General features: G+C 69.1%; 13 protein-coding genes. 9 read left to right on the top strand and 4 right to left on the bottom strand.

The window, feature by feature from the left end:
- The first annotated feature begins 18 nt into the window (after positions 1 to 18).
- A complete protein-coding gene (locus tag O3305_RS14165; RefSeq protein WP_269573124.1) occupies positions 19 to 696 on the top strand; it encodes a phytanoyl-CoA dioxygenase family protein in 678 nt (225 codons plus the stop codon).
- Here O3305_RS14165 and ygfZ read toward each other — a convergent pair.
- The gene (gene ygfZ / locus O3305_RS14170) at positions 693 to 1,424 is read right to left on the bottom strand and encodes a CAF17-like 4Fe-4S cluster assembly/insertion protein YgfZ (protein WP_269573125.1); all 732 of its coding nucleotides are present in this window, start codon (positions 1,422 to 1,424) and stop codon (positions 693 to 695) included. The two genes, O3305_RS14165 and ygfZ, sit on opposite strands and share 4 nt — an antisense overlap.
- A gap of 47 nt (positions 1,425 to 1,471) precedes the next feature.
- Between ygfZ and O3305_RS14175 the strand changes: the two genes are divergently transcribed.
- Both O3305_RS14175 and O3305_RS14180 read left to right on the top strand, forming a co-directional pair.
- Positions 1,472 to 2,794 carry a dihydroorotase gene (locus O3305_RS14175; protein ID WP_269573126.1) on the top strand — a complete coding sequence of 441 codons (1,323 nt, stop codon included), beginning with the start codon at positions 1,472 to 1,474 and terminating at the stop codon, positions 2,792 to 2,794.
- Positions 2,791 to 3,264 carry an SRPBCC family protein gene (locus O3305_RS14180; RefSeq protein WP_269573127.1) on the top strand — a complete coding sequence of 158 codons (474 nt, stop codon included), beginning with the start codon at positions 2,791 to 2,793 and terminating at the stop codon, positions 3,262 to 3,264. Before O3305_RS14175 ends, O3305_RS14180 begins: the two co-directional genes overlap by 4 nt.
- On the opposite strand, the gene dapF is transcribed toward O3305_RS14180, so the two are convergent.
- Positions 3,261 to 4,199 (bottom strand): diaminopimelate epimerase, encoded by a 939-nt coding sequence (gene dapF / locus O3305_RS14185; protein WP_269573128.1) that lies wholly within the window; start codon positions 4,197 to 4,199, stop codon positions 3,261 to 3,263. The genes O3305_RS14180 and dapF overlap by 4 nt on opposite strands.
- Before the next feature lie 44 nt (positions 4,200 to 4,243).
- Positions 4,244 to 4,918, bottom strand: coding sequence for a glutathione S-transferase family protein (locus tag O3305_RS14190; protein WP_269573129.1), 675 nt, complete (start codon positions 4,916 to 4,918; stop codon positions 4,244 to 4,246).
- A 104-nt stretch (positions 4,919 to 5,022) separates the two neighbouring features.
- On the opposite strand from O3305_RS14190, the gene O3305_RS14195 reads away from it, so the two are divergent.
- Entirely contained in the window at positions 5,023 to 7,521 is a 2,499-nt protein-coding gene (locus O3305_RS14195) for a DUF2339 domain-containing protein (RefSeq protein ID WP_269573130.1), read from the top strand.
- Here the strand turns inward: O3305_RS14195 and O3305_RS14200 are convergent.
- Positions 7,514 to 7,969, bottom strand: a complete 456-nt coding sequence (locus tag O3305_RS14200) for a DUF6456 domain-containing protein (RefSeq protein ID WP_269573131.1) — start codon at positions 7,967 to 7,969, stop codon at positions 7,514 to 7,516. The genes O3305_RS14195 and O3305_RS14200 overlap by 8 nt on opposite strands.
- A gap of 91 nt (positions 7,970 to 8,060) precedes the next feature.
- On the opposite strand from O3305_RS14200, the gene O3305_RS14205 reads away from it, so the two are divergent.
- The 5 genes from O3305_RS14205 (at position 8,061) to O3305_RS14225 (ending at position 14,844) form a co-directional block, all read left to right on the top strand.
- Positions 8,061 to 8,624 (top strand): helix-turn-helix domain-containing protein, encoded by a 564-nt coding sequence (locus O3305_RS14205; RefSeq protein ID WP_269573132.1) that lies wholly within the window; start codon positions 8,061 to 8,063, stop codon positions 8,622 to 8,624.
- Positions 8,625 to 8,685: 61 nt separating this feature from the next.
- Entirely contained in the window at positions 8,686 to 9,054 is a 369-nt protein-coding gene (locus O3305_RS14210; RefSeq protein WP_269573133.1) for a hypothetical protein, read from the top strand.
- 330 nt (positions 9,055 to 9,384) lie between these two features.
- Complete coding sequence (locus O3305_RS14215; RefSeq protein ID WP_269573134.1) at positions 9,385 to 10,404, top strand: sigma-54 interaction domain-containing protein; 1,020 nt, start codon at positions 9,385 to 9,387, stop codon at positions 10,402 to 10,404.
- A 141-nt stretch (positions 10,405 to 10,545) separates the two neighbouring features.
- On the top strand, positions 10,546 to 10,977 hold the full coding sequence (locus O3305_RS14220) for a DUF3467 domain-containing protein (RefSeq protein ID WP_269573135.1): 432 nt from the start codon (positions 10,546 to 10,548) through the stop codon (positions 10,975 to 10,977).
- Between the two features lie 3 nt (positions 10,978 to 10,980).
- On the top strand, positions 10,981 to 14,844 hold the full coding sequence (locus tag O3305_RS14225) for a papain-like cysteine protease family protein (protein WP_269573136.1): 3,864 nt from the start codon (positions 10,981 to 10,983) through the stop codon (positions 14,842 to 14,844).
- Position 14,845: the final 1 nt, after the last annotated feature.

Raw genomic sequence — 14,845 nt, forward strand, 5'->3', positions numbered from 1 at the left:
CGCACTAGCCCGATCCGGATGATCGATTCGACGATGCCGCTGTCCCTGGAGCGCGATGGCGCCGAGTATTTGCGCGCTGCGGCGCTGGCAGCACGGAACGGAATCGAGGCCGCGCTTGCCGGCCTGCCCGCCGATCGTCCCGGGTTACGCCTTCGCGAGGTAACGGACCTGCCGGACCTGCTCGAAGCGCAAGGCACGATCGGGCGAATCGCCGCTCGACGCCTCGGTCCGGATGCCCGGCCCGTGCGCGCCATCCTGTTCGACAAGAACCACCGGACCAACTGGGCCCTGGGCTGGCATCAGGATCGCACCATTGCCGTCACCGCACGCTGCGACGTGGCCGGTTTCGGCCCATGGACGATCAAGCACGGCATGCACCATGTCGCGCCACCATTCGCGTTGCTCGCCGGAATGCTGACGCTGCGCGTCCACCTGGATCCGGTACCGCTCGACAACGCCCCCTTGCTGATTGCGCCCGGATCACATCGAACCCTGGTTGCGGAGAGCGACATCGAGCGGACCGTGGCAGCCTGTGGCATCCATGCCTGCCTGGCCGAGGCCGGCGATGTCTGGGCGTATGCGACGCCGATCCTTCATGCCTCGAATGCCGCCACGCGACCGAAACGCCGCCGCGTGCTGCAGATCGACTACGCCGCAACCGCGCTGCCCGGCAGGCTGGGCTGGCGGGGAATCTAGCTCGCCTCCGCCTGCAGCGCCGCCGCCAGCCACTGCGGCATCAGTGCATTGCCAAGCGACTCCACCCGACGCAATTCCACCATCAGGCCAAGATCCGGATAGGCGATACGCGTCCGGTCGCCCGGCTCGCCCAGCGGCGCGACCACAAGCCGGCGATTGACCTTGGCGCGATAATGCATGCGCGCGGTGTTCTCCTGGCCGACATAGCAGCCCTTGGTGAAGCTGACACCGCCGAGCTCGCCGGCATTGCATTCGAGCCAGAGCGTCTTGTCCTGGCCCAGCTCCTCGACGCCTTCGGTGACACCGAGGCGCAGGCGATGTCCCCGCCAACCATTCGCTTCATCACCCTCCGCCGAGCCCAGCCAGCGATGGCCGAGCGCCGCGAGGCGCGGATCGGGGACGCCCTGCCCCGCATTCGGCGACCAATGCACCCCACCCTCCATCGGCTCGATCGTTATCGGGCGGCGCAGCCGGTAGATGCTCAACCGCCGCACCAGCGCCTCGCGCTGCGTCGCTTCGCAATCGACCAGGATCGAATCACCGTCCGCCCAGAGAATGAAATCGAACAGCGCCTTGCCCTGCGGCGTCAGCAAGGCTGCCCATTGCGGCGTCTCCGGCGTGACACCCGCCATGTCCTGCGTCACCAGCCCCTGGAGGAATCCACGAACATCCTCGCCCGAAATGCGGATCAGGGCGCGGTCGGCTAGTCTGGTGCTGGTATCGGTCATGCCGAACAGGTAGGGGGTGGCCGGGGGCGACGGAAGAGGCGCGGAATATGATTGTCGATCTGAAGCTCAAGGGCGGTCGCGTGCACCTACCCGGTGGCCCTGCCGAAACCGATGTGGGCGTGAAGGATGGCCGCATCGTCGCGATCGGCGGCGTGCTGGAAGCTGGCGAGACGATCGACTGTACCGGCCTCGACGTGCTGCCCGGCGTGATCGACAGTCAGGTCCATTTCCGCGAGCCCGGCCTCGAGGCCAAGGAAGACCTGGAAAGCGGCGCGCGCGCGGCGGTGCTCGGCGGCGTGACCGCGGTATTCGAGATGCCGAACACCAAGCCCAACACCGATTCGGCCGAGGCGGTGCAGGACAAGCTCGCCCGGGCGAAGGATCGCATGTGGTGCGACCACGCCTTCTATGTCGGCGCGACCAACAACAATGCCGAGCATCTCGCCGAGCTCGAGCGCCTGCCCGGCACCGCGGGCGTGAAGATCTTCATGGGCGCCTCGACCGGCGACCTGCTCGTGTCGGACGACGCCAACCTCGCGCGCGTGCTCGCCTCGGGCCATCGCCGCGTCGCGATCCATGCCGAAGACGAGTTCCGCATGCAGGACCGCCTGGGCGAACGCGTCCCCGGCGATCCTTCGAGCCACCCGGTATGGCGCGACGACGAGAGCGCGATGCTGGCCACCCGCCGCATCCTCGGCCTCGCCCGCGCGGCGCGACGGCGGATCCATGTGCTCCACGTCACCACCCCCGCCGAGCTGGAGCTGCTGGGCCAGCACAAGGACATCGCCACTTGCGAAGTCACCCCGCAGCACCTGACGCTGGCGGGCGAGGAGGCCTATCCCACGATTGGCACCTTCGCGCAGATGAACCCGCCGATCCGCTCGGCGGCGCATCGCGACGGGCTGTGGCACTGGCTCAACCAGGGCGTGCCCGATGTGCTCGGCTCGGATCACGCGCCGCACACCCGCGAGGAAAAGGCGAAGCCCTATCCCGACAGCCCCAGCGGCATGCCCGGCGTGCAGACGCTGCTGCCGCTGATGCTCAACCATGTCGCCGAGGGCCGCACCACGCTGCAGCGGGTGATCGACCTGACCAGCGCCGGCCCGCAGCGCATCTTCGGCATCGCCGGCAAGGGCCGGATCGCGGTCGGCTATGACGCCGATTTCACCGTGGTCGATCTCAAGGCACGCTGGACGATCGAGGAGAGCTGGCTTGCCTCGCGTTGTGGCTGGTCGCCCTTCACCGGCAAGCAGCTGACCGGCAAGCCGATCGGCACGATCGTGCGCGGCAACCGGGTGATGTGGGAAGCCGAGCTCGCCAACCGGGCGATCGGCCGCCCCGTGCGCTTCGAGGCCGTGGAGTTCGGGTGAGGACGGTCTCGCGCACCGATCGCGCCTCCCGGCTCGTCAAGGCGCCGGCCAGCCGGATCTGGCGCGCCTTCATCGATCCCGCGGAGCTGGTGCGCTGGCTCCCGCCCGAAGGGATGACCGGCGAGATGCTGGCATTCGATGCGCGGCCGGGCGGCGGCTACCGCATGGCGCTGTCGTACGACGATCCCGAGCATGACGCGCCGGGCAAGACCTCCGAACATGCTGATGTCGTCGAGGTGCGCTTCACCGCGCTGAACCCGGGCCGGAGCATCGTCCAGGCGGCGGTGTTCGATTCGGAAGACCCGGCCTTTGCCGGCACGATGCGCATGACCTGGACGCTGGAGCCGGCCGACGGCGCCACCCGCGTCGCGATCACCTGCGAGGACGTCCCGCAGGGGATCGGCAAGCAGGACCATGTCCAGGGACTGAAATCCTCGCTCGCCAACCTGGCGGGGTTCGTCGAAGCCTAGGCCGGGATCGCCGCGGCCCAGGCCACGACCTCGTCCTCGCGCCGGGCATGGACCAGCGGCGTCTCCGCAATGCCCGCCGCCGGATCGACGGCGATCGTCGCGTCGTAGAGGAAGGTCGCGTTGCCGCGAATGGTGACCATGCCGTCCGCATCGGACGATCCCATCACCAGCCCGCCCTTGTTGAACACCTTCATCACCGTGCCGAAGGGCACCCGTCCGGTGCGGCCCGCGGCATAGACCGAGGAGGCCATGGCGCTGCCGCAGCTGTCGGTCAGCCCTACGCCGCGCTCATAGGTGCGTACGAACAGGTCCTGCCCGCGCACTTCGACGAAGGAGACATTCGCGCGGGCCGGGATCAGTTCGGGGCCTGCCTCGCACCAGTCGCCGAGCGCGACCAGCTCGGCCTCATCAACCGATTCAACAAATGTGACGAGATGCGGGTTGGGCATCGCGATCGCGGTGAAGGCGCGCGCGCTCGGCAGGCCGGGGATCGGCGCGTCGATGATCTCCGCTGCGTCTACGCGCAGCCCGACATCGGCGGTGCGCGTCGAAGCCGGCCCGGCCGTCTCGCGGATCGTCACCACGCCGGGCGCCAGCGGCTCGGCGCGCGCGACCTCCGCGCTGCTGGTCTTCAGCCGCACCCGGGCATGGTCGAGCCCGAGCAGCTCGAAGCCCAGCCGCGCGGTGCAGCGCAGGCCGTTGAGGCAGGTCTCCGCCTCCGATCCGTCCGAATTGAACATGCGCATGCCGAAATCATGCCCGGCATCGTCGCCCGCGGTGAGCAGCAGCAGCCCGTCGCCGCCCACCGGCCCGGCACGATCGGCCAGCGCCCGCGCCACGCCCGCCCAGTCCGCGTCGGACAGGGTGAGCGCGCGTGCGTCGATCAGGGGAAAGTCGTTCCCCGAGCCATGGCATTTGATGAAGGCGAACCGCATGGCGCCCAGATAGGCGCGCCGCGCGGTGCTGGCTAGGTCCAACCCTAGCCGGCAACCGCCTCGCGCGCCACCGGCCCGCCCATTGCATCGACCATGGCGCGGTCACGCGTGATGATCGCCGCGAAGCTCGGCCGGGCATGCATCGAGGCAACCCAGGCGGCGAGCCGCGGATAGCGTGCCGAATCGACGGTCACGCCGATGCAGCCCAGCGTCGCCAGCGGGCTCGCCACGGCGATGTCCGCCAGCGTCAGCCGATCGTCGACCAGGAACCCGCTCGCGGGGATCGCGCCCTCCAGATACGCCAGGATCGGCGGCATCAGGTCGCGCTCGGCGGCATCGGCCGCCGCATGGTCGCATTCCATCTTGAGCACGCGCGGGCGCACGAAGCGCTGGCCGAAGATCGCGCTCCCGGCCGCCATCATGATCGTGTCGGCGAGCTCGTCGAACCAGATCGTGCGGGCGCGGGCCTGCGGCTCGGCAGGGATCAGATTGGGTTCGGGATATTTGGCATCGAGATAGGCGACGATCGCCGAACTGTCCGAGATCAGGAAATCGCCGTCCTTGAAGCCCGGCATCTTGCCGAACGGGCTGGCAGCCATGAATTCCGGGCTCCCCCGCCCCATCCCGGCGGGCTGCAACTCGAGTTCCAGGCCCTTCTCGGCACCGAACACCATGACCTTGCGCACATAGGGCGAAAGCGTCGAACCAAACACGATCATGCCAACCTCTCCCAGGCTTTTGGCAAAAAGGCCTATCCGATCGGTTGCACGGGGCAACCGGGTTGTGCGCGACAGGTGCGCTCCACTGTGCGAGGATCGGGTGAGTGACTGGTCTCACCCTTCTCCTCGCGCTGGGCGCGGCTGCGGCCTTTTATATCGTGCTGCGGCGCATGGCCTTTCTGGAACAAGAACTGCGCCGTGTCGAATCGCGGATCGTTGCTCTCGAGGAAGACGGGCGCGAGCCCTCCGCCCGCCCGGCCTCGCCCGCGGCCGCACAGCACCAGATGGCCGAAGCGTCGGTCATGGCCGCCGAGCCGCCCCCGGAGCGTGCGGCCAGGACTGAACCCGAGCCACGGCGGCCCATTTCCGAATCCCGTCAACTCCCGCAGTTCAGCCTGGAGACGCTGATCGGTGGCAAGCTGCCGATCTGGATCGGCGGCGCGGCACTGGTACTCGCGGGCTTCTTCCTGGTCCGCTACTCGATCGAGAGCGGCCTGCTCAGCCCCTCGACACGGACGTTGCTCGCCGCCCTGTTCGGCATCGCCTTGATCGCGGGCAGCGAAGCGACCCGGCGGCTGCCCGCCACTGCGGACGATCCGCGCGTTGCCCAGGCGCTCGCCGGGGCCGGCATCGCCAGCCTCTACGGCACGCTCTACATGGCGGCCGCGCTCTACCACCTGATCGCGCCCCTCACCGCCTTCCTGCTCGTCCTGCTGGTCACCGGAGGCGCGCTCGCACTGGCCTTGCGCCATGGCCCGCCAACCGCGGTGATGGCGCTGGTCGGCGGCTTCGCGGCCCCCATGGTCGCCGGCTTCGACGCCGCGGGGATCGGGCCGCTGCTCGTCTATCTCGGGCTGTTCACCGCCGCGCTGTTCGGCCTCGCCATCCATCGCGGCTGGGCCTGGCTGGCGCTCGCCGCCTGCGTTGCGGGCTTTGCCTGGATCAACTTCCTGATCGCGATGCTGGTGGCTCGCAGCGACGATCTCTCCGCGGTCGGCGGCTTCACCATGCTGCTCGCCTTCGGCGCGAGCGCCGCGCTGCCCGCCACGGGCGCCGGCAATCGCTGGCTCCGCCTCGCGCCGCTCGTGGCCGGCTGCCTGCAGCTCGCGATCCTTGCTCCGGCGCTCGACTTCGGCTGGCTGCCCTGGAGCTTCTACCTCGTCCTGGCCGGCGCGGCGCTGATCCTCGCCTGGCGGGACGTCGTCTACCTGCCCGGCGCGCTCGCTGCCCTTGCCCTGCTGCTCGTTCTGGAGATGCTGGCGATCGGCCTGCCCGACCGCGGCTTCACGCCCATCGCGGCAATCCTGGCCACCGCGCTCTTCGCGCTTCCCGGCCATGTCCTCGCGCGCCGCCAACCAATCTGGGTAGCGATCGCGCTGCTCGGCACTGCCGGACCGCTCCTCGTCGCCCATCTGCGCGCACCCGCTCTGCTTCCCGCCGAGGCCTGGGGCATTGTCGAGCTGCTTGCTGCGATCGCGACGTTCAGCCTCGCCTGGCGGATCCGATCGGAGACCGGCAATCCCATGCTGGTCGCTGCCACCGCACTGGCGGCATTCCTCGCCGGGCTGGGGCTGGGCCAGTTCGTCCCCGGCGACTGGCTGTCGCTGCCGCTCACCCTGGTCGCCGCGGCACTGGCCTGGTGGGCGCGCAGGCTCCGTGCCCCGCGCCTCTACGCGCTGCCCGCCTATCCGCTCGCCGCGGCACTGGTCGCCGCCGCGCTGCCGCTCGGTGCGCTCAGCGAGCTGATCCTCGCTTCGCTCTCCGGCGAGCGGCTCACCTATCCGCTGCTGCCGTCGCCGGCCGAGCTTCTGCGCGAACTCGCCTTGCCCGTCGCGCTGGCCATCGCGCTGCTGTTCGATCCCGCCCTGTTCGGCCGCCTCCGCCGCACCATGTCGATCGCGGCAATCGCGCTGGGCGTGCTGCTCCTCTATGCGATCGCCAAGCAGCCTCTCGCCATCGCCACGCTGCCGCGCTTCCTCGCCTGGGGCTTTATCGAGCGCGCGGTGCTGAGTCAGGCGAGCCTTGCCGCCGGCTGGTGGCTGCTCCGCCAGGGCAAGGCCACGACGATCGGCCATGCGCTGCTCGCGCTCGGCCTGTTCCGCATCGCCTGGTTCGACCTGTTCCTGTTGAGCCCCCTGCTCGAGCAGCAATCCGTCGGCCCGCTGCCGCTCCTCAATGCCGCCGTGCTGCATCTCGGGCTGGCAAGCTTCTGGCTATGGACCCTGCCGGTGCGCTGGCGACCGGGTGCGGCGCTGCTTGTGCTCCTCGCCCTGCTCGCCGCCGTGCGCCAGGCAGCACATGGCGACCTGCTCACCGGATCGATCGGCACGGCCGAGAATGGCGGCTACAGCGCGGCGATGCTGGCGCTGGCGCTGTTCTGGCTGTGGCGCGGCATTGCCGGCGGCAGCCGCGACCTGCGCATCTTCGGCCTCGCCTTGCTCACCGCCACCACCTTCAAGGTCTTCCTGGTCGACGCCGCCGCGCTCGACGGGGTGCTCCGCATCCTCTCCTTCCTCGGCCTGGGCCTGGCGCTGATCGGGATCGGCTGGGCCTATGGCCGGTTCGTCGGCAAGGGCGCCGTCGAGCCCGAACCCGCTATTTGAGCCCGTAGAAATCGGCGACGCGGTCGAGCGCGAAGCAGAGCACCAGCTTGCCCGCGCGGCTCGGCCAGCCCAGCGCCTTCTCCGCCGGGCCGATACCCTCGCCGGCGCAGACGACGCGCCACAGGATGTCGGCCAGCCCCGGCCCCGCTGCCTCCACCGCGCCATCGAAGCGGCGCCGCGCCGAGATCTGCGCCAGCGTCGGATCCAGCCGCTCGGCGACGCCACCCGGCGTACGGGCCACCGGTGCCGGATCCCAGCGCATCGTTACGCGCGGGCCCAGTGCCGCCATCTCGTAATCGCTGCGCAGCCGCTCTCCCGCTTCGAGCTGCCTCGTGCTGACATGGCCGCGCGACGCCAGCCAGGCGAGCGGCGACTCCGCCAGGTTGACGGTGACACGACGCTTCAGCCCCGCAGTATCCTCGACCACGCGCTCCACCAGTTCCCGCATGACGATCTCCTTTTGTTCCGATTCGCTCCTCTTGCCATGTGGGATCGATTGTAGGAAAGAGAGAAACCGATTTGGTTATCTGGAGGCTGCGATGATTGCTGCCATCCGCGAAGTGCGCCGGGCAAAGGGGCTCACGCTGGAGGAAGTCGCGGCGCGCTGCGTGCCGCCGACCACGGCGCAGACCGTCGGCCGGCTCGAGATGGGCACCCGCACCGTCTCGGTCGGCTGGCTCAATCGCATTGCCGCCGCGCTGGGCGTCGATGCCGCCGATCTGGTCAAGCTGCCCGAGCGTCCGGAGATCCCCGTGGCCGCGCTGCTGGAAGCCGGGGCCGCCCAGGCGCCGCGCAACACCGCCACGATCGTGCCTCCGCATGCCGAACCCGGGATGGTCGCGGTAGTGGTGACCGCCGGGGTTGGCGACTATCGCACCGGCGACGAGATCTGGTGCCGCACGCTCGCGCCGGAGGGGTTTGGCGGCGCGCTCAACCGCGATGTGCTGGTGCCGCGGCCCGCCGGCCGCTTCCTGTTCGCCCGGCTGATCGGGCGCGAGGGCGAGCGGCTGCATCTCCTCCCTTTCGGCGCCGGTGCACGCCAGCAGGTGGTCGCCGATCCGCCCTGGATCGCCGAGGCGATCCGGCTGGTCCGCCCTCTCTGAAATCTCCTTGCGGAGCGCTCCGGACAGGCGCATTTTGCCGGAAAAGCAGGAGGGGCATGTCATGCTGAAACTGAGTCTTGCGGCAATCGCCGCGCTCTCGATCGCCGCGCCGGCAATGGCGGACGATTGGGATTTCGTGCTGATCAACAATAGCGGCAAGGCGATCAAGACGGTCGAGATCGCGCCGACGGGAACCACCACCTGGCAGCCCAACAAGGTCGATCCCGATTTCAAGAAGGAAGATGCCACGGTGAAGCCGGGTGCGCGGATGACCGTGCATTTCGACAAGGGCGCCGGCTGCAAATACGACGTGAAGCTCAACTTCGCCGACAGCAGCAGCGGCGTGTGGACCGCCATCAACGTGTGCGACAACAGCTATGTCACGGTGAAGTACAGCGCGGCCGGCGCACCGACCTTCACCGCGAACTGAGTTCGTACCGCATCGCAACCCGCATGGCGGGGAGCCCATCCGGCTCTCCGCCATTTGCTTGTCCGGCATGGCGCGGAAGGAGATTGATCCAAATCAGGTCCGGATCGGTGGCATCTATTCGAGTCGAGCGGTTTCGACTCGCCAATTCCCGCACAGTCTAAAAGTAGACGAAACGTCCACCATTAAATGGAGTCGACTGTCCGGTCTGTTAAAGTTATCCACAGGCCCGTCGAGTCGCCTTAGATATCATGGCCGCCATTCGATCGCGGCCGCCTCACAAGTACATGACCATTTCCGAAAGAGGCGCATCGCGCGCTTCTTCGTGTTCACGTGACGCAACTGCTCCGGATCCTCCGGAGCGGGCGCGGGATGCTGTCGGGTGAGCGGGTGGACGATCTCGAGACCAGGCTTCTGGGCGACAGTGACGCGATGGTGCGCCTGCGCAGCATCGTGCCCAAGATCGCGCGCAGCGATGCGCCCACGCTGATCACCGGCTCCACCGGCACCGGCAAGGAGCATTGCGCCCGCACCATCCATGCGCTCAGCGAACGGCACGACGGTCCCTTCGTCGCGATCAATTGCGGCGCGGTGCCCGACAATCTGTTCGAAGCGGAGCTGTTCGGCTTCGAGCGGGGCAGCTTCACCGGGGCGGTGCGCAGCCAGACCGGCAAGGCGGTGATCGCCGGCGCCGGCGGTACCCTGTTCCTCGACGAGGTCGGCGAGCTCTCCCCCTTCAGCCAGGTCAAGCTGTTGCGGCTGCTCGAGGAGAAGGAAGTCCAGCCGATCGGGCGCGAGAAGCCGGTCAAGGTCGACCTGCGCGTGATCGCCGCGACCAATCGCGACGTCGAGCAGCAGGTCGAGCAGGGCAGCTTCCGCCCCGATCTCTACTACCGCCTCAACGTCGCCCGCCTGACCCTGCCCGACCTGTCCGAGCGCGCCGAGGACATCGCCCTCTACATCCGCCATTTCGTCGAGGGCTTCAATCGCCGCTGCGGCTGCCAGGTCACCGCGCCCGACGACGAGCTGCTCGACGTGCTGCTCCACTATGACTGGCCGGGCAACATCCGCGAGGTGCGCAACTTCGTCGAGGCGATCTTCATCGATCCGCCGCGCGGCGCGATCCGGCTCGACCATATCCCCGACGCCTTCGTGCGGCTGCAGCGCAGCTTCGACTGCTCGGGCAAGGACGAGCGCGCCCGCATCCGCGCCGCGCTCGACCGCACCGACTGGAACCGCGCCGAGGCCGCCCGCTCGCTCAGCTGGTCGCGCATGACGCTCTATCGCAAGATGACCAAGTACGAGATGACCCGTGGCGGCCCGGAGGGCGCGGAGGACGGCCCGATCCTGTAACAGCCGCGCGTAACATCGCTACGCCCGCGCTGCCGCAATGTTACGTACTATCCCCTAGCCCGATCACCCAACCCGCTGATTCGCAAGCTTTTCACAAGCTGGCACAGCGCTTGCTCCTCTGTCCGGCAGGAGGCGTGCCGGATGAGTCAGGGCGGCTTGGCAGATGTGGAGACCGACATGGCGATGCGCGACGCCAGCCGCGCGCCCGCCAGCTACGTCAACTATTTCGAGCTCGGCCAGAACCCCTTCGAATTCCTGATCGACCTCGGCCAATATTATCCCAGCGGCCATGAGGGCGTCGGCACGATCGGCATCCACACCCGCCTGGTGCTCACCCCCTCCTACGCCAAGATGCTCTCCGAGCTGCTCGCCCGCTCGGTGCACGAGCATGAGCGCGAGAACGGCCCGATCGCGCAGATCGGCCAGGACAGCTCCCCCTTCGACATCGTCCTCTCCTCGCTCGGCGATTTCGAGGAGCGCGCCCGCGCGCTGCGCGCCGCCCGCACCCGACCCGATTCCGCCCCCGGCAGCGACGATGCCGGCCGCAACTCCCCTTCCAGCAACGACAGGTGATCCATGACTGCTCAGATCCGTCCCAACCGCATGGAGGTCAGCGATCGGTTCCCGATGCTGGGGTTCGCCGTCCGCGTCGACCAGCCCAATGTCGAGGCACAGGTGGTGCTGGCGACCGACGTCACCCTGTTCGACGGGGCGAACAAGCCGCGTCGCACCGCCGCCAATTTCTACTGCAGTGACGAGCAGGGCCGCCTCAGCGTGCCGCGCGGCGACGGCGTGTTCGTCGTGCCGCCCGAAGTGCTCGCCCGCTTCATCGGCGCGCAGAAGCTCTATTTCGGGCTGGCGACCGGCGTGGGCGGGCTGAGCGTCGATGCCTTGCCGCGCGAGGGCAGCCCCTATGTCGCGCTCAACAGCTTCACCGGCCGCAGCCTGCGCCGCAGCTACACCGCGTCGCGCACCGCGCCGGTGCTCGAATGGGCCGGCGACGTGCCGACTCCCGGCAGCCGGCCGGCGACCCCCGCCGCCCCCGCCCCGGTCACCACGGCCCCCGCACCGGGCGGCGGCGGCGGCACCTATGACGACGGCTTCGGCCCGATGCCCGACATTCCTGCAAAGGCCGCCGGCCTCGCCCGCTCAGGCCCGATGTCGGCCGGATCGCGCGGCCAGGTCGCGCTCAACATGAGCTCGGGCCTGAGCGCGAACGACGCACTCGCCTGGCTGATGGAGAAGGTCCGCGGCGCGGCGGCGGCGGCGGGCAGCGACGTCAACCCGCCCAGCCTCTATCGCTTCGGCGCGGCAAGCAGCACCTTCGTCGCCGCCTGGCAGGCCGGGTTCGGGATCACCGGGCTGATCAACCCGCTCAACGCCTTCCTCGCCGCCCTGCCCCAGCTCGCCGCGCGCAGCGGCGTGACCATCTCGGTCGGCCCGGCGCTCGATACGCCGGTATTCGGCGCCGGTGTGGGCGCGGTCTTCGCGCCCGACGGCCAGGCCGCCCTGTTCGGCACCGCCGATTCCAGCTTCGATGCCCAGGGCGTCAGCGATTTCATCGAGCATCTCAAGCTCGCGCTCCAGGCGAAGTTCAAGCTCGGCTACAATGCCCGCGGGATCGACGGCTTCGCCAGCCTGCGCAAGGTCGCCGCGATCAATGCCGGCGAGGAGCTGGTGGTCGGCGCCGAGCTGTGGCTCGACGGCGCCAATCAGGGCCTGGGCGGCGCCGTGTCGATCGGCGCGGGCTTCGCGCTGCAGTTCGGCCAGGAAGCGGCCGCCTATGTGCCGCCCAGCCTGCCCGGCAGCGGCGCGCGCGATCGCGCCACCCGCATCGGCGGGCAGTTCGCCACCCGTATCGGCGAAGCGCTCGACCTCGGTCTGGCCGAGACCGCGCTCAACCCGCTGTTCGAGAAGCTCGAGGGGAGCGCCCGGCCGGTGCCGCTCGCCTATGCCCGCGCCCAGGCGGCAAGCCGCAGCGTCAACTGGGACGGCGTCGACTGGATCGCCCAGCCCACCGACGATAGCTGCTGGGCGACCACGCTGGCGATGCTGATCGGCTGGAAGGACCAGCAATGCTATGAGCCGGCGACGATCGCCCAGCGTTGCGGCCGCGACATCAACCATGGCCTGCCTTGGGACCAGCGCGCCACCGTCGCCGCCGCGCTCGGCCTGGGGACGCTCCAGCCGCAATGCTACACGCCCGAGGGCTTCTTCAGCCTGATCGAGCGCCACGGCCCGCTCTATGTCGGCAAGATGGCGAGCGCGACCAACCTGTCGGGCCATGCCGTGCTCGTCGTCGGCATGTATGAGGATGGCGGCCAATATTATGTCCGCGTCGTCGATCCATGGGATCGCTCGGTCGGCACGCCGGGCGCACCGGGCGCCTATGCCAGCACCCATGATCGCGGCAGCCGCTACATCCTGCGCTACGAGGATTTCGCCCAGGAATATGAAATGGCGGCGGACGGTACCCCCGCCTATGTCCAGATCATCTATGCCGGCATCCCCGCCGGCCGCCAGCCCAACACCGGCACCTCCGCGCCGGCCGGCTTCGCGATGGCGGCGCCGCGCACCAGCAGCGCGATGTCCGCGCCCGACTGGTCGATCAACTGGGACGGCGTCCAGCTGGTCGCCCAGCCCACCGACAATGGCTGCTGGGCGACGACCATCGCGATGATGCTCGGCTGGCGCGACGAGCGCAGCATCACCCCGCAATCGATCGCGCAGCGTGCCGGCAACGATATCGAGCAGGGCCTGCCCTGGGACGATCATGCCGCCGCCGCGGCCCGCCTGGGCCTCACCGCGCATGCCCCGCAATGCTATTCGACCGACGGCTTCGCTCAGCTGATCCAGAACAACGGCCCGCTCTATGTGAGCAAGATGGCGACCTCGAGCGGCCTGTCGGGCCATGCCGTGCTCGTCGTCGGCATGTATTCGAGCGGCGGCCAGTATTTCGTCCGCATCGCCGATCCCTGGGATCGTCCGGTCGGCACCCCCGGCAAGCCCGGCGCCTATCCGGACAGCCACGATCACGGCAGCCGCTACATCATGCGCTACGAAGCGTTCCAGGCCGAATATGAGATGGCCGCATCGGGCAGCAATCCGGTGAACGTCCAGATCCTGAGCGCCGGCGTGCCCGCGGGCCGCCAGATCAACAGCGGCACCACGCCGCCGGCCGGCTATGCGATGGCCGCGCCGCGTACCAGCAGCGCGATGTCGGCACCCGACTGGTCGATCAACTGGGACAATGTCCAGCTGGTCGCGCAGCCCACCGACAATGGCTGCTGGGCGACGACGATCGCGATGATGCTAGGCTGGCGCAACCAGCAGAGCATCACCCCGGAATCGATCGGCGCGCGCTGCGGCAGGAACATCGAGAATATCCTGCCCTGGGTCGATCACGCCGCCACCGCGGTCCAGCTCGGCCTCACCGCCCATGCCCCGCAATGCTATTCGACCGACGGCTTCGCCCAGCTGATCGAGAACAACGGCCCGCTCTATGTCGGCAAGATGGCCAGCTCGGCCGATCGCTCGGGCCATGCGGTGCTCGTCGTCGGCATGTATTCGAGCGGCGGCCAATATTATGTCCGCGTCGCCGATCCCTGGGACCGGCCGGTCGGCACGCCGGGCAATCCCGGCCGCCACACCGCGACGCACGATCATGGCAGCCGCTACATCCTGCGCTACGAGGATTTCCAGACCGAGTACGAGATGGCGGCGACGGGCAATCCGGCCAATGTCCAGATCTTCAGCGCCGGCGTGCCCGCCGGCCGCCAGATCAACCGGAGCACCACCGCGCCCGCCGGCTTCGCCATGGCCGCGCCGCGCACCCTGCCCGAGCCCCCGGTCGCCCGCAGCCGCGCGCTCGATCTCGGCGCCGCCGCCACGATCGCCGGCACCGCGGTGCAGATCATCGCCCAGAACAGCGGCGACATTCACACCAACCTGGCGAGCTGGGGCGGGATCAAGCACCCGAACGACCGCGCGCCCTCCCGCTCCGCCGCCTTCCTCGACGGCGCGATCGAGCTGCGCGACTGGCCGGTGGTCGGCGGCACCTTCGGGATGGACGACATCTATTGCTGGCTGCGGATCCGCTGGCAGTATAACGGCACCTCGCTCGGCCATATCTATATCGACGATATCGGCCATGACGATGCCGCGGGCTGGGGCCTCACCGTCAATGCGACGATCGAGGACGATGCCCGCCTCTATGCGCGCAGCTCGCATGCCAGCGCGCCCGGAGCGGCGCAGGTGCCCGCGCTCCACATCAACATCACCTACACGTTCGACGAGGTGATCGCCGACGATCAGGTCGCCAACTCCCGCATCACGCTCTACGCCGACGGCACTCACGATATCGAGAGCCGCTGGGTGCAGCATTCGCGGCCCGGGGGCGGCAACCCGACCAACGCACCCCGCCCGCTCGCTCTGGCGTGAT

Origin of the sequence: Sphingomonas sp. NIBR02145, from assembly GCF_027359115.1 — a bacterium.
Classification (GTDB): Bacteria; Pseudomonadota; Alphaproteobacteria; order Sphingomonadales; family Sphingomonadaceae; genus Sphingomonas; species Sphingomonas kyeonggiensis_A.

Bases quoted from the DNA above. Each gene is read 5' to 3' on its own strand.
- O3305_RS14165 (WP_269573124.1), top strand. From the start codon at position 19: ATGATCGATTCGACGATGCCGCTGTCCCTGGAGCGCGATGGCGCCGAG.
- ygfZ (WP_269573125.1), bottom strand. From the start codon at position 1,424: ATGACCGATACCAGCACCAGACTAGCCGACCGCGCCCTGATCCGCATT.
- O3305_RS14175 (WP_269573126.1), top strand. From the start codon at position 1,472: ATGATTGTCGATCTGAAGCTCAAGGGCGGTCGCGTGCACCTACCCGGT.
- dapF (WP_269573128.1), bottom strand. From the start codon at position 4,199: ATGCGGTTCGCCTTCATCAAATGCCATGGCTCGGGGAACGACTTTCCC.
- O3305_RS14190 (WP_269573129.1), bottom strand. From the start codon at position 4,918: ATGATCGTGTTTGGTTCGACGCTTTCGCCCTATGTGCGCAAGGTCATG.
- O3305_RS14200 (WP_269573131.1), bottom strand. From the start codon at position 7,969: ATGCGGGAACTGGTGGAGCGCGTGGTCGAGGATACTGCGGGGCTGAAG.
- O3305_RS14205 (WP_269573132.1), top strand. From the start codon at position 8,061: ATGATTGCTGCCATCCGCGAAGTGCGCCGGGCAAAGGGGCTCACGCTG.
- O3305_RS14210 (WP_269573133.1), top strand. From the start codon at position 8,686: ATGCTGAAACTGAGTCTTGCGGCAATCGCCGCGCTCTCGATCGCCGCG.
- O3305_RS14220 (WP_269573135.1), top strand. From the start codon at position 10,546: ATGAGTCAGGGCGGCTTGGCAGATGTGGAGACCGACATGGCGATGCGC.
- O3305_RS14225 (WP_269573136.1), top strand. From the start codon at position 10,981: ATGACTGCTCAGATCCGTCCCAACCGCATGGAGGTCAGCGATCGGTTC.